The sequence below is a fragment of the Paenibacillus sp. NAIST15-1 genome (assembly GCF_001894745.1).
Taxonomy (GTDB): Bacteria; Bacillota; Bacilli; order Paenibacillales; family Paenibacillaceae; genus Paenibacillus_B; species Paenibacillus_B suaedae.
In genome coordinates this window covers 202,838-224,029 of sequence record NZ_BBYF01000001.1, presented here as the reverse complement: position 1 = coordinate 224,029, position 21,192 = coordinate 202,838, and the positions used below count along the sequence as shown (strand labels likewise).

Below are 21,192 nucleotides of genomic sequence, written 5' to 3'. Positions count from 1 at the left end.
TATGTGTGGAGGCATTGCAAATACTGATTCCGGTTATTACAGCATTAGTAACAGCTATATTTACATTCGTTGCAACAAGGAGTACCAATCGCAAGGATGTTACGATTAGCGACCGAAAGGCACTAAGCGAAGATGAGAAAGCATTTAGATTAGAGCTGAAAGAGATTATAAATAGCTATAAAACCGATCTGGAGGAAGCAAGGGAAGAGATTCGAGTACTTAGCGAGGAAGTCGCTCAGCTTCACAAAACAAATCTCGAACTGACTTTAGAAAATAAAAGACTGCAAGTAAAAGTCGATGATTTGCGTGTAGAGCTACAATCCTTTCGAGGTGGTCAACATGAAATGGATTAAAGATGGATTATCGTTGGATGAAACCAAAGTTTCAGCACTTATTATCGGATTTTTTTGCACACTAAGTATGGCTTTGTACCAAGCGTGGCAAATCGGGGACATATCGGACAATATGCTGATGCTGCTCGCTTATGAGCTGGGGGCGTTTACAGGCATTAAATGTGTGGAATCGTTTGCGTTCGCGCCCGGCAAAAAAAAATCAAAAAGTAGCTTCTCTGAAACGGAGACAGAAAACTTGCCATAAGAAGTAGATAGTATTGGGGGAAAGAATGATGTTCAAAATGAAATACGAAATTGTTAAGCAATACATTACACCTAAGACACAAAGACGGCCAGGATTATCGATGCCCTATGTTGGATTTATCGTAAGCCATGATACCGGAAATGATGGCAGTTCTGCTTCAGCCAATGTAAGATATTATGAAAACTCACATAATGAAATGTCCGCATCGGCCCATACATTCATCGACGATAAACAAATTATCGAATGTATTCCAGCTACAACGGCTAAGCCTGAAAAAGCTTGGCATGTAAGATATAACGTAAAGAAGGACAACGAATTATACGGGGGTGACGCGAACGATATTGCGATAGGAGTTGAATTATGCTATTCGCATAAGCGAGGCGCCGTTAATAATCTAGAAGCTTACAAACGGTATGTATGGTATCACGCCTATTTGTGCCATACATTCAAACTCGATCCTAGTAAACATATAGCAGGACATGATGAACTGGATCCAGAACGCAAAGTGGATCCTTTTAAAAATGCTTTAAAGCTCATGGGAATTAGTAAAGAACATTTCATTCAAGATGTTCAAAATGAACTGAAGTCATGCACTCAAATGAATAAATCAGATGAAGAATCGAAAGGTGTGAAGAAATTGGACAAACTTGCAGTAGCAGAAGCACATAAAGCTATTGACCGACTAGCAAAGGAAGGAATTCTTTCTAGTCCTGACTATTGGAAAGCTCGTGTGGAAGAAAGTCTCCCTGTATGGGCGTATATGATTATGGAATATCGCAAAATCAAATAATAGTATAAAGAGGGTGATAAAATGGAGTATATTATAGTTGCATTCTTACTCACAATTGCGTTTATTACAATCATTCTTATAAAACCAAATAAGCTATACAATAGAATCATCGAATTCATTATCATATCAATTGTTAAAACAATTCAAAATAAGGAGCCAGAGATTGTATGCACGATATATAATCGGCTCCCGCCATTTTTCAAAGAAAGAACAAATTCCAAAATTGTAGCTGAAATTGTGAGCCTTACCATCCAGTTGTCCGGTGAGTTGTATGTGACCAAAAGAAATAAATAAGCATCAATATTCAATATGAAGTTGATATCTGTTGATTCTAAATAAGAAGTAATACATGAATGAGGTTTATGATGATATAATGTTGCTCTAGAAAAATGTGATGAGTACTAAGCAATACAGTAGATTTATACTCTATATTGCATGGTCATTATGCCTCTTATTACTTTGAACATGTCTAACTCTGAAAAAAAGGAGTATAGTTAGGTTATGAATCAAGCTGATACCAACAATAATGAACTAGGTAAACAACCTTATCAGAATACAGAGCGGTTTTATAGAAAAACGCGAATCGAAAAATCTACAAGGAATTATACGATCAGAAGTCTCTATAAAGAATGGAGAAGAGATCGGACATGGATCAGTCAGAATCAACAGGATGAGATTGTTCTTCGGTTTGATCTGGCAATCCAAAGGAATGCAACCTGGAATGATCATCAGCGGAGCGACTTAATCCATTCGTTGATTTATGGGTATTATATTCCACCCGTGCTTATTCAGGATTCAGATGACGGGAAAAAGTGGTTTTTGGATGGGAAACAACGGATAACAACGATAATGAGTTTTATTGACGGCGCATGGAAATTGCATAAAAATACAGAGGATGTATATGGCCATCAAATTGCAGGATGTAAATTCAAAGATCTGCCTCAAGAGATGCAAGATGAAATATTAGATGAATCCATCACTATCGTCAAAATAGAAAATATGACGGATGAAGAACGCGATAAGATGTTCGTAAAGCAAAATAGCGGCACACCACTGTCCAGAATAGAGTTAACAAGAGCGAAGCATAGCGATTTAATCAAGTCTATTAATGATATGTCAAACCTACACTTCTTCAAAGAAGATGTAGGCTTATCCAAACGTGCCAGAGTACGGTTTGTAGATCAAGAAATGATACTTCAAATCCTGATGTTGTTTGAAGATGGGATAGATAAAATAAAGGGCTTTGGTGCAAAAAATATAGAAGAATATGTTCTTGACTTAAAGAAAACAGAGAAGGTTTTGGATCAAAACATTGTTGAGAAAATACAGAAAATCTCAATGTATCTTACGGATGCTTTTGCTTCGTTCGATTCAAATGAAAGAAAAAAAGCACTGAAAAAGACTCACATACCGATTATTTTTTGGTGTGCAGAGGTAGCAATGAATCAGCTATTGCAGCCGGAGTTATACGGTGAGTTTATTCGGAGTTTTTTGGTTACATGTTATCGCGTAGAGAGTGAATATGGGAAGTCGTGTCAAGCAGGGGCACCTAAAAAGGAAAACGTACTGAAGAGAATTACGGAAATGTCAGTAGCTTTAGAACGATTTATATCTATTGTTCAATCTAATTTGGAAGTAGAGGAAGCAATCGTACAATTGGACAGGTCACTTCGCATATGATTATTGACAAAATGTAGAAATGGATTAGAATGTGAGAGATAGATTTCGTTTGATATTTAGTGTAGAAAAAAGTTGACATGGGAGGGTATTGGGGTGGTGCTCAGTACCCTTTCTTTTTATTGAAGTGTCATATATAATAAAAATAGGTAGTACTTTATTTAGTTAAAGTCCATTGCATAAAATGTATAAAGGAGGTTAGAGATGGATTTTTATAACGCAGAAATTAAAATGAAATATCTTGAGCAATTCGATAATTTAGATACAAGAGAAGTTTACTCAAGATTATTTAAAAAAGCAGTGGATACAGAAATAGAGCTCCAACGGGATATATATGATTTTCGTGATGATGAAATTGAAAATTTTATCGCAAATATGCTTAAACCAAAAACAAAAGAGAGTGCTCGGACGTATTGTAATGTTCTATCTTCCTACATACAATGGGCGATGGATCATAGTTACTCAAGAAATTTTACGAATCCATTAAAACGAAGACAAGAATATTTTTATTCCTTCGTAAAAGAGTATAAACAATATATAAGTTATGATGAAAAACAGGCAATTATCCATTCCTTAGTGAATAAACAAGATAGTTTTATCATTGAAGCATTATGGAACGGTATTCAAGGCACCCAGGTTAAGGAATTAACAAATTTACAAATTTCAGACTTTGACTTTGATAAGAATAAAATTTATATAAGAGATGAGAAGGGGAATATAGCTCGAATCATTTCTCCAATTGATCCATTTATTTTTAGAATGGCGATACTGACGAATCAGGAGCAGTTATATTATAAATCGAATGGGGGAATTGATTTTTCAAGTAAAGTCAGAGACTCTATCCCACTACCGAGCTCAACCTATATACTAAAAGGTGCAATAAATAATAATGATGAGAATCGGGATAAAGTCAAGTTCTATACGATTTACAATAGACTGGAAACGATTAGAAAAGTAGATGGATTAGAGGAATACAGCGAGGCTCTTACTACTAAAAATATTGTACGGAGTGGTATGATATACTTGGCATTACAAGTTTTAAAAAGAGATGGAAGACTGGAAAGGAAGCAGCTCGAAGAAATATGCGATTTTTATAATATGAAGTATAAATGGTCTCTTCGAGATTTTTTGAATATAGAAATGATTAGGTCGTTATATCCTCACGAAATAGACGAGATAAAGAACGCAATGGAGTAAGTTATCCCATTGCGTTTTTTAGTGCGTCTATTTCTTAAACATAGATGAAAAACCTGCTAAATGAGAAGCTATAATTTCCTACAAAAATTTGACGGTAAGTATTGAATGGGATATAATTGGAATATAAAAATACAAACATATGTTCTTATTTTACTGTAAACATCATTGTAATGGGGGAGAAATAGTGGATAACTATGACAGCAATATTTTGCGTGAGTTAGAATTCGGTATGGGATTTAAAGGAAAAATGTTAGACGACCTAAAGTTAGTCATTGTCGATGAAGCAACATTACAGCAATTTTATAATTTTATATTCCTATCCGGTAGTGATATGACAAAACCAATGATTGTTCATAAATTCATTATATATATAAAAGAAAAATTATCCTATAAAGAATATCACGAATTTGAAAAACTATATAAAGAATGTAAGTTAAAAATAGAAAAAATTACATTGATAAACAGATTATTTGCTAATATAGAAAATAATAAGGAAATAGAACAGGTTCTTCACTGGATTGATAACCAGAAAATAAATTTAAAACAACTGTACGATGCAGTTGTTACATATAGAAATGACTTTAATGTAAAAGAGATTGTGACTATAATTGAGCAATTACATATAAATAAGGATTATAAAGATCAAATGAAAAGAGCGATTATATAAGACTAAAAAAAATTAAATGAGAGGCAAATCGATGATGGATAAAAATACGACGTAAATGTATCGGATCAAAACCGATACAAAAAGCTATTGACGGAAAATCTAGTAGGGAATATAATCTATTTACAATCAAAAACAAAATAAAGTACTTTATTATCTATGTGTAATTTGAAGGATGGAGGTGACGAACATGATCAAATATGAATTGGAAGAAGGTATAAATAGTTTTAACTTATTCTTGAAGGATGATGATCACAACGTAAAGGTTCTAATTGCGGTCATTTTTAATGATGTACATGCACGAATTATTAAACGACGAATGAATGAGTATGTTACGTCTTCAGCAAAGGCATAAACACTTATTAGGAAAAGGGAGGGCTATGTTATGTTTTATCGACATTATGAAGGTTATGAATGTTATTTGCTCGGCATTGTGAAATCGGGTATTAGCCACAAGCAAGCGGAAAAATACTTTGAGGCCATACATACTGAATCAGGGAAACATGTAAATGTATTTCTTTATAAAGGCGCCTTTCATGTGGATTCGAATGAATCACTTGCCCTTTATGTTGATGCTCAAGGCAGACATTGGGTACAACCTAAAGAGTTATTTTTGGGTTCAGTAATGATAGATGGACAAGAAGAACGACGCTTCTCTCCGTATAATCAAAGAAGAAGTGATTATTAATCATCAAAAACTATAAAAAGTACAGAGGTGAATATTGTGGAGTATGATAAAAAGCGCTATTACAAAATTGGTGAGACTGTGTGGATGAAAAAAGAAAAAAGATTCGGGGTTGTGAAAGAACTTAATATTAATCCTTCTGCAAAGAAATATGAGCTAGTGATTGAAGAAAAAATAAACAATGAATACAAAACAATGTGCGTAAACGTATGGGATGTTGATAAGGATAAGCGGACAACTCGTAATAAGAAGCCATGTGATACAGTATTGTTTGCCAAGGTAAGAGAAACGGCAGTCTTGCCCAGTTCCATGAATGCCGATGCGAGCTATGATATTTATGTAGATATTAAAAATGCAGTGTTGAATCCAAAAGGAAAATCAGTTGAAGATCCTGTAAGCATTCAGCCGAACGAAGTCGTATTTTTGCCTACAGGAATCGCATCTTCTTTATTAAATAAGTATAGACTTGTATTGAAAGAAAATAATAATGCCTCGAGTTGTTCCTTATCAGTCCTATCAGGAATCATTGACGCTAATTACCGTGATGAATGGTTTATTGCCATTCTTAATTCGGGATCCAAAGACGTTGTTCTGACATCGAGTGTTAATGAAATTATTGAAACCAATGATAAAATTTATTACCCTGCAACAAAAGCCATTGCTAAGGCAGTTATAGAAATATGTCCTAAAGTAAGAACTAAGGAGATTACATATGAACAACTCCGCAAAATACCTGCTATTGAGATGAATCTAAGCTCAAATTAAAAAAGATATTTAATAAGGGATGTTGAATGGTCAAAATGACAAAACGAGAAGTAATGGACTTAATGGCTTATTTATCATTGATTTCGGCTTCTAAGATGGGGAAGAGTGCGATACATCTAGTGAATGAAAATCAAGTTGATAAAATTATTAAAAAAGCTGTGGATTTGTTTGATAATGACAGTAATAAAGCAGAAGCATTTATTGAGGAAAAGACAAAAAAATTAATTCAAAAACTCAATAAACATATCAAAATGTAATAACATACAAAAGCAAAAAACCTTATCTAAGAGAAGAGGTTTTTTGCTTTTGACTGACGAAACTATTTAAGACCAAATGATAGAGAATATCATGCTTTTTATTGAAATACATATTGCGAAAATGCTCCATCGATATGAATTGGGAATGTACATGTCAGCACATTTTATGATGTGATAGGTGATGCACATGGGGGATAAGAATAAGAAGCTGGCGGGTGTCGGCGTTGACTTGCCGAGTGATGTCATTGTCTTTCATTCCGAGCAGCAGATGAAAGCTCATTTGCCTTGCAAAATGTATAAGCTGGATCATACGTCAGGGAGTATCTGGGACCATACCCATGACTATATACAGATTTGGTATGTTGTTCGAGGGGAGTTCAAGCATTCCATTAATCATCGGACTTATAACATGGTGAAGGGGAATATATTCGTCATTCCGCCCTATGCCGTACATCGGGTCGATATGATTCCTGATCAAGGAATGGAAGTGATCGGATGTGAGTTCCTGCCTCATTTTATCAACGAACGATTTGAGCAATCGGAATGGAGCGGAGAGTGCTTCGATTTTTCTTATTTGGAGCAGTTTCTGATCGATGAGAAGCACGTGACGCCAAAGGTAGCCTTGACCGGAGAGACCGATATGGAAGTCGGTCGATTGCTTACGGAAATGTTGGAAGAGTACCGGGGGGCAAAGCGATTTTACGAGCTGGTGCTCAAAGCAAATTTATTGAAGCTTCTCTCTGTCATCATTCGTGAATATTCCAAGCTGGCAGATAAGCCGAGTGAAGAGGACGAGCGTGTTGAGAAGTACCGAGAGATGATGAAGGCTGTGATGGACTATATTCATGAGCATTTTGCCGAGGAGCTTAGGCTTGAGCGTCTGTGCAGGCAATTCAATATTTCTAAAACGTATTTCTGTTACTTATTCAAACGATTTACAGGCAAAACATTCAACGACTATCTGATCGACTTGCGTGTGAGCAAGGCAGCGCATTGGCTCGTTGCGACGGATAAGTCTGTCACTGAAATCTGCTTCGGCACTGGATTCAATGATTTGGCCTATTTCTCACGCATGTTCAAGCGTCATACCGGCATGTCGCCTTCGAAATATAAGAAGCAGGCGCTTGCGAGTCCATTGTCATAAGCGTGCTGCTTGACGATGCATTTGAAGATTCTGTATACTAAGAGATATTACGAAGCAAGGGGAGATTTTAATGTTGGTGAGCGTTCTTAACTAGTCAATTCCATAGTGAGGCAACGGTTTTGCTGCAGGTGTATGTTCGAATTTCGTCATAGGAACAACCCTGAGAACAAACGTCCAGCGTGACGTTTATTTGAGCATGCTGTTATTAGTCCTCCGGAAACGAGTTAAGAACAGCGGATAAGCAAATCTACGCCAGCATTCCATTCTCTTGCTGCCCGGATCCGTGCTGTATGCAGCACGTTTTTTTGTAATTATCGTGAATTGTGTGCACTCCACCATAGGGGCACTCAAACATGGCCTGGGACAGTTACTGATGAGAACAAGGAATATATAGGCAGAGTATGCACATACGCATGCTCTGCCTTTTTTGCGTTATACAGATGATACCCGGCATGAACGATACATGCTGTTGTTTTCCGTGAACAGAATCCCTCTTTCCGTGAGGTATAATATGCGGCTGCTCTCCTACAACAATCAAAGGAGAATCAAGAGGCATGAACGAAACAATGCTGCAAAGACTGGATTATCATAAGGTTAAAGAAAAAGTATCGGAATATGCGGTTTCTTATGCGGGAAAAAGCCACGTCGAGAAGATGTGTCCGCTCACGAATACCGATGAGGTACGAAGAGCGATGGCAGAAGTGACAGAGGCAAGTGATATGCTGAAGCAGGGGGCGAGTGTACCGCTGCCGACCTTACAAGGGATTGAGCATATTATCTCGCTCGTGAATACAGGTTACGTATTCTCGGAAGATGATTTCACGAATGTGGCTGTCTTTCTGCGCAGCTGCGCCCAATTGAAGAAGTATATGCGCGCGAAGTATGCGGTTGCCCCTACAGTAAGTCAATATGCTGCGTCGATGTATGAACTGGAGAGCATAAGGGAAGAGATTGAGCGCTGCATTCGACATGGTCGAATTACAGATGAGGCGAGCAGGGAGCTAAGCAGAGTCCGGCGGAAGGTTATGCAGGTGGAGAGTCGCATTAAGCAAAGACTTGACGGTCTGATGAATAAGCATAGAACACTAATGCAGGAGCATCTGGTAGGGATGCGCGGGGGCAGATATGTGCTGCCCATTAAGAAGGAGCTGCGCAAGCAGTTCCACGGCACCGTGTTGGATGAATCAGCAAGCGGTCAAACCGTGTATATGGAGCCGACAGAAATTGCCCATCTTCAGCATGATCTCGCCCAGTGGCGGATTGCAGAGTCGCAAGAGGAAATGAAGGTGTTGAGCCATTTAACCGAATTGCTGGAAAGATCGACACCTGAGATTAAGATAAATGTGGATACCGTCGGGGTATATGACTACCTATTCGCGCGAGCGAAATACAGCCGTGCGATAGATGGTCGACCGGTACAGTTGAATGATTGCGGCATCATTGACATCCGTAATGCGAAGCATCCACTGCTAGGCGCGCATACGGTGCCTCTTACATTTCGAATCGGGCGTGGCTACTCTTGCCTGATTATTACGGGGCCGAATACGGGCGGCAAGACGGTTGCCTTGAAAACAGTGGGACTGCTTACGCTTATGGCGCAATCTGGATTGCTGGTGCCGGCCCAAGAGAACAGTCTGTTCTCCGTATTTCGCAACGTATGTGTAGATATCGGAGACGGCCAGAGCATGGAACAGTCGTTAAGTACATTTTCGGCCCATGTTACGAATGTGATTCATATTCTTGAGGAAGCCGATGCGTCCACGCTTGTATTATTTGACGAAATGGCGTCCGGCACCGATCCTGGTGAAGGGGTGGGTCTGTCGATCGCCATATTGGAGGAGCTGCGGAGAAGAGGAGCAATTGTACTTGCCACAACGCACTTCAATGAAATCAAGCATTTCGCATCTGCTACGGCGGGCTTTGAAAATGCAAGGATGGAATTCGATGCAGACACTCTGCAGCCGCGATATCAGCTGCGCATTGGGGAAGCTGGAAGCAGCTATGCCTTCCTCATTGCTGCGAAGCTGGGTCTGTCAGCCGATATTATTAGCCGTTCACAGCATGTTACAGAATCACTTAGTGCAGGAACCTTCCGAGCTGAGAATGCTGCTGCTGCATCAGATGGGAAGTCTGCAATTTCTGAGGCTGAAGCTCCCAACGGAGATATCTCCATTTCCAGAGGAGAACAGGGTTCAGACCGAGATGATGCTGGAGATGAGGATGAAGCTAGGGCTGTTGAGACAGCAAACCTCGTCAAGAGGGATGGCTGTGCAAATCTTCCTGTGGGCAGGGAAGAGGAAAGACATGCAACACATGCAAAGGGTGCTAAGGAGTCTATGAGATCTAAGGATTCTAAGGATTCCGATAACAGCAAGAACCCTCCCGCTAAGCTGCAAAAAGGGGACTGCGTCCACATTGCATATTTGAAGCGTACGGGCATCGTGTATGAAGAAGAAGACTTACGCGGCAATGTAGGGGTACTTATTCAGCGCCAGAAGGTGAAAATTAACAAGAAACGCCTGACGCTGTACATTGAGAAGCGGGATTTGTACCCGGAGGACTATGACATGGACATTGTGTTCGAGTCGAAGGAGAATCGCAAGAAAAAGAAGATCATGTCCCGCAAGCATGTCGAGGGCATCACGATTGAGTATCCATCTGAATAATGAGAAAACGCCATGTGAAGAGGCCTTCTATTTTATTAGAGGGCCTCTGCTCGTGGTGGATCCGACATAAACAAAAATATTCTGTAAAATGAGACAAACGTCCTGGGCAGAAGCAATTGCTTGCCAAGAATGCGGGGATATATGCTTTCGATCATTTTTTGTTCCAATTTGCGAACGAGAAGATTGAACAACAAATGCTCCATTGATATCAAAGGGGATGCGCATCTTTGTCTCCTTTTCCCTGTATATTCCTGTATTAGAGAAACAAATGGGAGTATCTCACATCCTCAACTGCATCTGTGAAAGAAAGTCCAATATTTGTGGACTATAGTGCAATGTGCGGCGTACAAACTTTTTTATAATGTAGTGGAGACAGTTAGTATTCGTTGTAACCGCTTGCAAATAAGTAGAGAATTGAAAAAATTAACCGAAGACAACGATGAAATGGAGTGGGCTGCTGTGAAATTAGGAGTTAGCATTTATAGTTTGTATGCTGCATTGCAGGACAAACGTCTAAGTATATCCGGAGCATTGGAATGGATGAAGGAGAATGGCGCAGATCACGCAGAAATCGTGGATTTGGATTTGGATCTGGTCAACCATCCAGAGCGTGTAGAAGAGATTCGTACAACAGCAGAACGAATTGGGCTTGAGTTGTCCAATTACTGCATTGGCGCGAACTTTGCAGGTCATGACGAAGAGGGATTGAAGCGTGAAATCGAGCGTGTGAAGTCGCATGTTGATGTTGCGAATCGCCTTGGTGTGAAGTTTATGCGTCATGATGTGGCATCGCGTCCGCTTGAACAGACAGGTGCAGCTTATTTCGAGCAGGATTTCCCTCAGCTTGTAGAAGCATGCCGGGAAATTGCAGATTATGCCGCCCAGTATGGCATCGTTACAAGCGTGGAGAATCACGGGTTCTATACGCAAGCTAGCGAGCGTGTGAAGCGTCTCGTGCTTGCCGTAGATCGCGACAACTACAGAACGACCATTGATGTAGGCAACTTCGTATGTGTAGACGAGAATCCACTCATTGCCGTGAAGAACAACCTTGAATTGGCGTCGATGGTTCACTTCAAGGACTTCTATATTCGTCCAGCCGATCGCAATCCTGGTCAAGGCTGGTTCCGCTCTCTGCATGGCAATTATTTGCGCGGTGCAATCGTGGGTCAAGGAGACTTGCCAATCTACGATATCGTTCGCGCGGTGAAGGCATCTGGATTTGACGGCTATGTCAGCATTGAATTCGAAGGGATGGAAGACTGCCTCAAAGGCACGAAAATTGCGATGGACAATGCCCGCCGCATTTGGGAAGAAGTATAAATTCGACAGATCATTCTGGATGAAACATACAGTTCAAAATTAGGAGGACTAATCGATGAGTAAAATAAAAGTTGCGGTTATTGGTACAGGTTCGATCTCGGAAATGCACTTTAATGGCTATAAGAACAATAGTGAAGCGGAAATTATCGCTGTGTGCGATTTGAATGCGGAACGCGCGAAGGAGAAGGCAGTCAAGTACGAAGCTCCAGATGCGATCGTATATACGGATTATCATGAATTGCTTCAGAATCCAGATATTGATGCAGTAAGCATCTGTACATGGAATAATTCCCACGCACCAATTGCGATTGCAGCGCTCGAAGCAGGCAAGCATGTACTTGTAGAGAAGCCGCTTTGCATGACAGTTGAGGAAGCGCTTGCGGTACAAGAAGCACAGAAGAAGAGCGGCAAGACGCTGCAAATCGGTTATGTGCGCCGTTATGGCACGAATACACGTGTATTGAAAAAATTCATTGACGAAGGCGAGCTTGGCGAGATTTATTATGCGAAGGCATCCTGCATTCGCCGTCTTGGCAACCCAGGCGGCTGGTTCAGCGATAAGGAACGTTCCGGCGGCGGCCCATTGATCGATATCGGCGTTCACGTAATCGACCTGTGCTGGTACTTGATGGGCAAGCCGAAGGTGAAATCGGTAAGCGGCAATGCGTATTATAAGCTTGGAAATCGCAACCATATCGAGCACCTGGACTTCTATAAGGCAGCGGATTATGATGGTGGCAAAGTGAATACGGTTGAGGATATGGCGAATGCGCTTATCCGCTTCGAGAACGGCGCATCGCTCGCGGTTGATTGCAGCTTCTCGCTTCATGTGCAGAAGGATGATATGTATGTGAAATTATTTGGCGACAAGGGTGGCGCTGAAGTAGAGCCTGAGCTGAAGATCATTGGCGAAAAGCATAACACGATCTTGAACATGACGCCGCAAATCGATCATCTGACATTTGACTTTAACAATGGATTCCAAGGCGAGGTCGATCACTTCATCGACTGCGTGCAAGGTCGCACAGAGACGATCTGCCCTGCAGAAGATGGCGTAGAAATGATGAAGATTTTGTGCGGCATTTACGAGTCCAGCACAAAAGGGACAGAAGTTGTTTATTCCTAATTGAAGCTTCTATCGATGCATGAATGGATCCAGAGCTTGGTGTTGCGTTAGTTCTCAGTTGAGGCTATCCGTGTTAGGCAATGCATGATTTATGTCTGAACCAAGTTCAAGTATGAACCTGAATCATAGATGTCACGGAAAGACAAAATGCACTACCACTATAATTGAAGGAGTGAAATTTCATGACGATAATTACGAACCCTATCGGAGTCATTACAGACAGCTTCCGCATTCCTGTGCGGGAAGCGTTGGTGAAAGCTAAGGAAGTGGGCGCAGACGGTGTCCAAATCTATGCGGTTAGCGGAGAAATGGATCCGGCAAACCTATCGCCTCAAGCGCGCAAAGAAATGCGCAGTTATATCGAATCACTCGGTCTGCACGTATCTGCACTGTGCGGTGACTTGGGCGGACACGGCTTCCAAGACAAGGAGGCGAATCCGGATAAGGTGGAGAAGTCCAAGCGTATTCTGGACTTGGCTCTTGATCTGGGAACCAATGTGGTAACGACGCATATCGGTATCGTGCCGCATGAGCAGAATTATATTTTCGAAGCGATGCAGCAGTCTTGTGAGGAGTTGAGCCAATATGCGAACAGCCTTGGCGCACACTTCGCTATTGAGACAGGCCCAGAGCCTGCTGCACACTTGAAGTCTTTCCTCGATACATTGTCCGGCAAAGGAGTAGCTGTCAACTTCGACCCTGCGAATATGGTCATGGTTACAGGGGATGATCCGGTTCAAGGCGTACATACGCTGAAGGATTACATCGTCCACACACACGTGAAGGATGGCGTGAGATTGCGTGAGGTTGACCCGCGTACCGTATACGGCATGCTGGGCTTCGAGCCAATGTCGCATGAGAAGATTGCGGAAATGGCAACGAGCGGCCCATTTGAAGAGCTGCCGCTTGGCGAAGGCAAGGTTGACTTCGACGCTTACTTCCAAGCACTCGTTGATATCGGCTACAAAGGCTATTTGACGATTGAGCGTGAAGCAGGCGAAACACCTGAAGTAGACATCCGCAAGGCTGTGGATTTCATTAAGCGTTATAGATAATAGTTTGAGTTTCAGAAGGGACAGATGTCGCAAGTTATGCGGCTTCTGTCTCTTTTTTCTTTTGTCTATCATGGGGCGATCTTTCGTTTATAGGGAAGGTAGTCTGTAAAAATATGAAATGAAAGCGATGTCATAAAAATAGACTGACATATTTCATGTGTGCTTTTACATAAGGTAAGAAGGGTAGTTCGATATTTTGTACAGAGAATAGGAGTGGTAATGTGCACGCGATCGACAAGTTGGCACGCATGGTGGGCGAAGTGAAAGAAGATGCTTCTTGGGAGATAAAGCTTACTCCTGAGACGAACCTGATCGATGAGGTTGGCCTCGATTCTCTTCAACTGATTCAGCTTATGTTGAAGGTGGAGGAGCAGTTCAACGTGCAAATGGACTTTGAACGATTCGATTACGAGCATTTGCAGACGACTCGAGCGTTCTTAGGGTTACTCGAATCACTCGGCGCCGAGGTGCAGCTGCATGCGTAGTCCTCTGCCGGAGGAACTGCTGCTAAGATCTATGCCACTCTATGATGGGCCGCGTCTTGTCATGGGCATGTTCGATGCGGAAGCCTATTGGCGCCCTTCTGAGCTGGCGAAGCTGCCATCGCTTCGGCCAGTACAAGAGCACGCTGCTGCCGATTATATGGACGAGCTGCTGTTCCCATTGTGCGGAGAGGATGGCCTCGCCGTGACCCGTCATCCACGGAATGCGGCGCAAGCTGCCTATTTGCATGATGCAGGATTTTACTTCCGCTCGTTGACATGCAGCAACGCTCAGACGAACGGGAACGAGCAGAGAAATAAGGATGTATTCCAACTCGTATCGGAGCAATGCACAGAGCCGAAATGGAAGAGATTGATGCGGGAACTCCCGCTTGCTGCTTACGCGGTTATTCCCTCTGCGGAGGCGTTTGTTCAAAAGTATGGCCTGGACGGCGCAATTCCTGATGCGGAAGCCGTTAAACAGGTGAACTCGAAGGCGTATTCGCTTCGTCTTGCACAGCAGTTAGATTTGAACCCTCCAGGCAGACTTGCAGAGGGAGTGGATGCCGTGCAGCAAATCGGCGCTGAATTGCTTAACCGTCACGGCAAGCTCATCTTGAAGGATCCGTACGGAGTATCAGGCAGCGGGAATCTAGTCGTCGACGCTTCGGCACTTCTTACTCGCCTAACTGATTATCTACGTGCTCAGGAGAGGGCAGGCAAGCAGGTACAGTTGATCGTTGAGCCTTGGCTGAATAAGCAGGCGGACTTCTCCTGCCAATTGCATATCGCATCGAACGGATGGACGGAACTGCTCGGCGTACAGCGAATGGTGAATAGACAGCTGAATTATGGCGGTTCATATGCAGCGGATACACATCTAGTGAATCGATTGGCAGAAGCGGGTTACTTCGAACATATGGAACGTTTGGCCGCTCAGATGTATATTGACGGCTATTTCGGGCCCGTATGCATTGACTCTATGCTGCTGGAAAACGGTGAAGTGTATCCAGTAGTGGAGATTAACGCTCGACATTCCATGGGAATGCTGAACCATTGCTTAGATGCCTACTTGGAACGCTGGGGGAAGCGCAGCTTCTTGACATGTCTTCAGCTTGGGCTCCCTGAACGGGAGCAGCAATCGACAATGCGGCCTGCAAGCATGGCAGAAGAAGACGCAAGAACCGCAGGAACCGCCGATCAAGATTTGTCTAGCTCCAGCACTCAATTCGAGCAATTGTTGATGCAATTGGATGAAATTGAACTGTTATACACACCGGAACGTCGCACGGGCGTGATGCCGTTGTCTGCGAACACTCTCTTCTCACCAACTGTTCATAACCGCTCAGGACGCTGGTATGTGTCACTTGTTGCGGATAACGCTGCCGGGAGTGAAGCGTTAGGCAATCAGCTTCATCAAGCGCTTTTGGCATTCGGCTACCGGATTTATTCATAGATAAGATGGAACAGCATCGATCGCAAAGTAGGTGTTCACACTGCTAAATACTTCACCCATTACCATTCTGACCTCGGGAAATTCACTCGGTGCTTATGTACCGGGGATTCGACTTGTAGAGCAACTTAGACGGCGCGGGATTCCAGCAGAAGCTGAAGTGCTGGAGCGCCTCTTCCCTGAGGAGACACGCCGCAACATGATTCGCACGAAGCAGCTTTTTCACAATAGCTTCGAGGCAGCTAAGATGGGAACCCGAATGGCGCGAGATATTGGTCTGACGCTGGATGAAGCGGTCGTAGCCAATCTGCTTCAGCGATGGAGAGGTGAGGGAAGGTCGGTCTTCCTTGCTGTGACAGGGTTCTGGATACCTGTTCTGCAGCGATATGAGAAGATGATGCATCCTGAGCCAATACGCGCAGAGTTCTTACGACTGGATGCAGTCGATACGCCGTCCTACCGTCCATATGAAGATGTATACCCCCGCTATCGCCATCATTGGCTGTACAGACTGGGGAGAGAGGGTACAAGCGAACTTCATGCCAAGTTGACCATGTCGGATGCAGATTTCGTTCCCTATCCAGAGCGCGAGAGACGGATTGTCGTTCACGGAGGTGGCTGGGGGATCGGTACTTATCGGAGCAAGATTACGAATATCCAGCAACATTACTCACTTGCCATCGTGGCATACCATTCAGAGGAAGTGCAAGATGCGCTGCCGTGCGACCGAATCTATATGACCGATCCGAATTGGCATCCGTGGCTGGAGGAATCACTGTCGTATGATCGGACTATGCAGGCTGCTCAAGCCACTCGAACTGCTCAAACCACTCTAACCAATCTATTCAATCAAATTGATACAGCTTATCCGCCAATGGCTGAATGGAAACGGAATGAACCGCTAACCTACGAACGGGGAACGAACGGGCCGCTGCTGTATGAGGTGATTCGAAACAGCTTGGCCATCGTCAGCAAGCCTGGTGGCGGAACACTCATTGATTCGCTGTCATCCGCCACCCCGCTGATTTACCTTGAGCCATTCGGTGAACACGAACGGGCAAATGCAGAGCTATGGGAACAGCTCGGCTTCGGCATTTCCTATGACCGCTGGCTAGAGGCGGATTGTGCTTGGGAAATGCTGTATGAGCTGCACTGTAATTTAAAAAGCCAAACGCTTTCACTATCTGATTTCGGAGGGATATATACATGACGCAACCGAAGACAAGTGCGACGTTAACGCGGACAGAGTTCCGTTCCTTGAAGCAGACGCTTCATAATATGAGCACGGGAAGCCGAGGTCTGAAGGAGGATCCATCCTTTGCCTTCGATCTGCCAAGGGATATCGGCATTAAATTGAACAATGGCTGCAACTTGCGCTGCAAGCACTGCTTCGAGTGGAATCCCGACGGTTACCATCATGAATTCGAGCGTCGGGAAGCACGGAGAGAAATCGAATTCTCGTTAGTCGAGAAAATATTTGAAGAAACGAGACCTTACCTCTCGCGCATGTTCCTGTGGGGCGGCGAGCCGCTCATGTACTCGAAGCTGGATGAACTGTGCGAGCTGCTGGCGGCAGATCCTCGAATTGCGACGATCTGCACAAATGCGGTGCTGGTCGAGCAGAAGTTGGATTCGCTGCTCAAGCTGCCGGAGGGTGTCACACTGCTGGCTAGTCTGGAAGGATTCGAGGAGGAGAATGATGCGATTCGCGGACGAGGGATCTTCCAGAAGGTAACGGCGGCTATACAGCTGTTGCTGGATAAGAAGCGCTCTGGTGAGTTCAAGGGGGATGTATCGATCAGCCTGACGATCAATGACGCGATGGTAACTCGACTATATGAGTTCATGGAATATTTCGAAGAAGTGGGGGTCAATTCTGTCTATTTTGTTTTCCCATGGTATATCCCGGAGGCTGTTGCAGAGCGAATGGATACGTACTTTGCCGAGCATTTCGGTTGGCTGGAAGCGGCCCACGATCCGATGAAGAAGAGCTGGCATTCGTTCACGTATCATTTGTCGCCGGAGAACTTAGAGCCGCTGCTTGCGGAGATGGAGAAATTGCGTTCACGCGTCTGGAATAATCGCATTCGTTTTCAACCTGCATTAGAAGCGGATGAGGTGCGAGAGTTCATTCTCGGCACCGATCGTCCGGGCATGCGCCGGAAGGAGTGTCTGGCCTTATCTACGCGCATGGATGTGCTGCCTAACGGCAAGGTGAATCCATGCAAGTTCTTCCCGGAATTCACAATTGCGGATTTGCGTGATTCCAGTTTGAAAGAAGTCTTCCACGGAGAGAGCTACAACAAGCAGCGCGAAGTATTGTCCTGCGGATTAACGCCGGTATGTTCGAAGTGCGTGCTCCTGTATAATAATGGCGCTTAAACGCTGACGGGAAGGGGAAGGTCTCCCATGAGTGCGATTACGGTCAGAGGACTAAGCAAGACATTCGCCTATTACCGCAAGCAGAGTGGCCTAACACATTCCATTCGGAATCTATTTCATCGGGAACAGTTGTACCGTCATGCTGTTTCTTCTATTTCATTTGAGATTGAGCAGGGAGAAGCGGTCGGATTCATTGGTCCGAATGGGGCGGGAAAGACCACTACGTTGAAGATGTTGACTGGTATCTTGCACCCAACGGATGGGGAAGCACGTGTACTCGGCTACGTCCCGTGGGAGCGCCAGCAAGCGTTCAAGCGCCGCTTCGCGATTGTCATGGGGCAGAAGAGTCAGCTATGGTGGGATTTGCCGGCGAATGAATCGATTTATTTGAACAAATGCATCTATGGCGTGGACGATCTGGAGTACCGCAAAACGTTGGATGAGCTTGCGGAAATGCTGGACGTTGCGCATTTGCTGGGTGTGCAGGTGCGGCGATTATCGCTAGGTGAACGGATGAAAATGGAGATGATTGCAGCGCTGATTCATCGCCCCCAATTGCTGTTTCTTGACGAACCTACGCTCGGCCTCGATTTTGCCGCACAACAAAATGTTCGCCAGTTCCTAAAGGCCTACAAGGAGGAGAAGAAAGCGACAATCCTCTTAACAAGTCATTACATGCGTGACATCGAGCATGTATGCAGCAGGGCGCTCGTGATTCATAGCGGAGAAATTGCCTATGACGGGGCGCTTGCGCGGATGAGCGGATCATTCGGACGGCGCAAGCGAATGAAAGTACGATTTACTGCATTCGTTCCGCCTGAGCAGCTGCAAGACCTTGTTCGTCTTCTTGCCGAGGTGCGGGAGCATCAAGGAATGTCGGCTGAATTGGAAGTGGCAGCGGATGAGGTGAAGCCGCTGGCACGATTGCTGCTGGATCATGATCTCGTTGAGGATTGGACGGTCGAGGACGTTCCAATCGAGGAAGTCATCGAACAACTATATGAAGCAAAATGTGCAGAACGAGAAGGGGAAGAGACAAATGGGGAAGCTTCCGGAGCAGAACGACATGCAGCAGAAGGATAGCCGTAATCAGGATGAGTGCAGACAGGAAGAACATAGTCAGAATGAGCATAGCCAGGATAAACCTAATGAGGGCGATCCTAATCAACGGAGCGAGGATAGGGCGGAATCTACATCCAATCGGAGGAAATACGGCAAGTATGCTGCCGCCTTCGGGATCGGATTTCAATCTTCGCTCGAATATAGGTTCCAGTTCCTCATTGGACTCATCAGTCTCTTCTTTCCGATCGGCATTCAGTCCCTGATATGGAGCGCGGTGTACCGCAATTCGGAGCAGCACACACTTTACGGATATGACTACGGACAAATGATCATGTACACGATTCTATCCGGTCTTATTGCGAAGTTCGTCATGACACAGCTGGAACACACAATCGCCGAAGACATTAAGAGCGGCGGGCTGAACACTTATTTAATACGTCCCATTAGTTACTTCTGGTATCGGGTATCAGCTTATGCCGGGAGCCGCGTCGTGACGGACAGTATCCTGCTCGGCTTAGTTGCAGCCGTACTGTTCGCCGCTTCCCGTTATGGTCATGCTGTGCTGTCTTCAAGCCGCATCGCCTTATTTGCTGCTGCGCTTTTGCTTGCGGCAGCCGTACAGTTTCTACTCTCCTACGCCATATGCGCCTTAGCGTTTCGTCTTGCAGAGATCTCGTACTTCTTCGTGATCACGGGTCTACTTGTACAAATTCTAAGTGGCGGCATCGTACCGCTTGAGGTATTCGGCGATACGCTTAATGGATGGTTCAACTTGCTCCCATTCAAGTACACCATTTACTTCCCGGTCAATGTGCTGAACGGTCGATTGAGCGAGGGAGAAGCGTTAACGGGACTGCTTATCCAGTGCGGCTGGATCGCTCTGCTTGCAGGAGCAGCACATCTCGCTTGGCGAGCTGGGCTTAAGCGGTACATCGGGCTGGGAGGTTGAAGAGGGGATGAGAACAAGCTGGTATTCGTTATCTTGGTGTCGTTCTTGGGCTGACGGTATGAGAAGTTACTTGCGTTTATACGGCGTGTTCGTAAAGAATTGCCTCGCTGCAAGCATGGAATATCGGTTCAACTTCTGGATGGGCATTGCCGTGGAGATCGCCTTCCTCTGTGCCAAGGCCTTATATATCCTAATTGTGTATCAGACCGATCTGCATATCGGAAACTTGACGCCAGATCATATTCTTCTATTCATTGGCACTTATACGATGATGACAGGGCTCTACATGGGACTGTTCTACGTGAATTTCATTCGACTGCAGCAATATGTGCGTGACGGGACGCTTGATCTGATGTTGACGAAGCCGATATCGCTGCAATTTCTTGTGTCGCTGCGCTATGTCGATATTGGTCTGCCTATCCCGAATGTCATCGCCGGTGCGGTTATGATCGGCATCGGCTGGCATCGCGCGAATCTGCCGCTGGATGGCAATATCTTCGGCTTCTTCATCTTGCTGTTATCTGCGCTGTTTGTCACGTATGGCATCATGCTGCTGCCTGCGCTGCTTGCGTTTCGTTTCGTTCAGACTGGTGCAGTGACCGAGATTGCCCATTCGATTTGGGACGCGAACAATATGCCTTTAGATATTTTTCCGCGGTGGCTGCAGCGTATCGGCGTGTACGTGATCCCGATTTTTCTAATTAGCAACTATGCTCCGAAGTTTGTGCTTCATGAGCTGGCCGCATGGGATATTGTGTGGGCTATTGCAGCACCGCTCCTGCTGCTTCTCATAACGAGATGGTGCTGGAAGCGGGCTGTAGTTGGATATAGCAGCGCTGGAAGCTAGATGAGGAAAGGAATTATATGGAGGGTAGGGAGGACATAAGGGACGGAAGTACTGAAGGACGGTGAATTTGA

Annotated in this window: 22 protein-coding genes; all 22 read left to right on the top strand. The window is 44.4% G+C overall.

Annotation, left to right across the window (positions count from 1 at the left end; translation table 11 throughout):
• Positions 1-5: 5 nt before the first annotated feature.
• The 22 genes from PBN151_RS01040 to PBN151_RS00930 all read left to right on the top strand — a co-directional run bounded on the left by PBN151_RS01040 (position 6) and on the right by PBN151_RS00930 (position 21,121).
• Entirely contained in the window at positions 6-353 is a 348-nt protein-coding gene (locus tag PBN151_RS01040) for a hypothetical protein (protein ID WP_021257609.1), read from the top strand.
• A complete protein-coding gene (locus PBN151_RS01035) occupies positions 340-597 on the top strand; it encodes a hypothetical protein (protein ID WP_021257608.1) in 258 nt (85 codons plus the stop codon). Before PBN151_RS01040 ends, PBN151_RS01035 begins: the two co-directional genes overlap by 14 nt.
• Positions 598-634: 37 nt before the next feature.
• On the top strand, positions 635-1,387 hold the full coding sequence (locus PBN151_RS01030; RefSeq protein WP_227774263.1) for a peptidoglycan recognition protein family protein: 753 nt from the start codon (positions 635-637) through the stop codon (positions 1,385-1,387).
• Between the two features lie 501 nt (positions 1,388-1,888).
• A complete protein-coding gene (locus PBN151_RS01020; RefSeq protein WP_072727304.1) occupies positions 1,889-3,067 on the top strand; it encodes a DUF262 domain-containing protein in 1,179 nt (392 codons plus the stop codon).
• 201 nt (positions 3,068-3,268) lie between these two features.
• Positions 3,269-4,261, top strand: a complete 993-nt coding sequence (locus tag PBN151_RS01015; protein WP_072727303.1) for a phage lytic cycle repressor MrpR family protein — start codon at positions 3,269-3,271, stop codon at positions 4,259-4,261.
• A 184-nt stretch (positions 4,262-4,445) separates the two neighbouring features.
• Positions 4,446-4,928 carry a hypothetical protein gene (locus PBN151_RS01010; protein WP_072727302.1) on the top strand — a complete coding sequence of 161 codons (483 nt, stop codon included), beginning with the start codon at positions 4,446-4,448 and terminating at the stop codon, positions 4,926-4,928.
• Positions 4,929-5,115: 187 nt separating this feature from the next.
• Positions 5,116-5,280: a hypothetical protein gene (locus tag PBN151_RS01005; RefSeq protein WP_227774260.1), complete on the top strand. Its 165-nt coding sequence runs from the start codon at positions 5,116-5,118 to the stop codon at positions 5,278-5,280.
• A gap of 30 nt (positions 5,281-5,310) precedes the next feature.
• Positions 5,311-5,613: a DUF1653 domain-containing protein gene (locus PBN151_RS01000; protein WP_072727300.1), complete on the top strand. Its 303-nt coding sequence runs from the start codon at positions 5,311-5,313 to the stop codon at positions 5,611-5,613.
• Positions 5,614-5,697: 84 nt separating this feature from the next.
• A complete protein-coding gene (locus tag PBN151_RS00995) occupies positions 5,698-6,375 on the top strand; it encodes a dCTP deaminase/dUTPase family protein (RefSeq protein ID WP_227774258.1) in 678 nt (225 codons plus the stop codon).
• A gap of 35 nt (positions 6,376-6,410) precedes the next feature.
• On the top strand, positions 6,411-6,632 hold the full coding sequence (locus PBN151_RS00990; protein WP_139170625.1) for a hypothetical protein: 222 nt from the start codon (positions 6,411-6,413) through the stop codon (positions 6,630-6,632).
• A gap of 187 nt (positions 6,633-6,819) precedes the next feature.
• Complete coding sequence (locus PBN151_RS00985; RefSeq protein WP_083544762.1) at positions 6,820-7,776, top strand: helix-turn-helix domain-containing protein; 957 nt, start codon at positions 6,820-6,822, stop codon at positions 7,774-7,776.
• Between the two features lie 554 nt (positions 7,777-8,330).
• Positions 8,331-10,442, top strand: a complete 2,112-nt coding sequence (locus tag PBN151_RS00980; protein ID WP_072727298.1) for an endonuclease MutS2 — start codon at positions 8,331-8,333, stop codon at positions 10,440-10,442.
• Between the two features lie 459 nt (positions 10,443-10,901).
• The gene (locus PBN151_RS00975) at positions 10,902-11,765 is read left to right on the top strand and encodes a sugar phosphate isomerase/epimerase family protein (RefSeq protein WP_072727297.1); all 864 of its coding nucleotides are present in this window, start codon (positions 10,902-10,904) and stop codon (positions 11,763-11,765) included.
• Between the two features lie 55 nt (positions 11,766-11,820).
• Positions 11,821-12,891, top strand: a complete 1,071-nt coding sequence (locus tag PBN151_RS00970) for a Gfo/Idh/MocA family protein (RefSeq protein ID WP_072727296.1) — start codon at positions 11,821-11,823, stop codon at positions 12,889-12,891.
• A gap of 182 nt (positions 12,892-13,073) precedes the next feature.
• The gene (locus PBN151_RS00965; protein WP_021257595.1) at positions 13,074-13,946 is read left to right on the top strand and encodes a sugar phosphate isomerase/epimerase family protein; all 873 of its coding nucleotides are present in this window, start codon (positions 13,074-13,076) and stop codon (positions 13,944-13,946) included.
• A 221-nt stretch (positions 13,947-14,167) separates the two neighbouring features.
• Positions 14,168-14,431, top strand: a complete 264-nt coding sequence (locus PBN151_RS00960; protein ID WP_083544760.1) for an acyl carrier protein — start codon at positions 14,168-14,170, stop codon at positions 14,429-14,431.
• Positions 14,424-15,884 carry an ATP-grasp domain-containing protein gene (locus PBN151_RS00955; RefSeq protein WP_072727295.1) on the top strand — a complete coding sequence of 487 codons (1,461 nt, stop codon included), beginning with the start codon at positions 14,424-14,426 and terminating at the stop codon, positions 15,882-15,884. The genes PBN151_RS00960 and PBN151_RS00955 overlap by 8 nt, the downstream gene beginning before the upstream one ends.
• Before the next feature lie 31 nt (positions 15,885-15,915).
• Positions 15,916-17,091: a hypothetical protein gene (locus PBN151_RS00950; RefSeq protein ID WP_227774256.1), complete on the top strand. Its 1,176-nt coding sequence runs from the start codon at positions 15,916-15,918 to the stop codon at positions 17,089-17,091.
• Complete coding sequence (locus PBN151_RS00945) at positions 17,088-18,263, top strand: radical SAM protein (RefSeq protein WP_072727294.1); 1,176 nt, start codon at positions 17,088-17,090, stop codon at positions 18,261-18,263. The genes PBN151_RS00950 and PBN151_RS00945 overlap by 4 nt, the downstream gene beginning before the upstream one ends.
• A 27-nt stretch (positions 18,264-18,290) precedes the next feature.
• Positions 18,291-19,346 carry an ABC transporter ATP-binding protein gene (locus PBN151_RS00940; protein ID WP_072727293.1) on the top strand — a complete coding sequence of 352 codons (1,056 nt, stop codon included), beginning with the start codon at positions 18,291-18,293 and terminating at the stop codon, positions 19,344-19,346.
• A complete protein-coding gene (locus PBN151_RS00935) occupies positions 19,303-20,274 on the top strand; it encodes an ABC transporter permease (RefSeq protein ID WP_227774254.1) in 972 nt (323 codons plus the stop codon). The genes PBN151_RS00940 and PBN151_RS00935 overlap by 44 nt, the downstream gene beginning before the upstream one ends.
• Positions 20,210-21,121 (top strand): ABC transporter permease, encoded by a 912-nt coding sequence (locus tag PBN151_RS00930; RefSeq protein ID WP_227774251.1) that lies wholly within the window; start codon positions 20,210-20,212, stop codon positions 21,119-21,121. Before PBN151_RS00935 ends, PBN151_RS00930 begins: the two co-directional genes overlap by 65 nt.
• Positions 21,122-21,192: the final 71 nt, after the last annotated feature.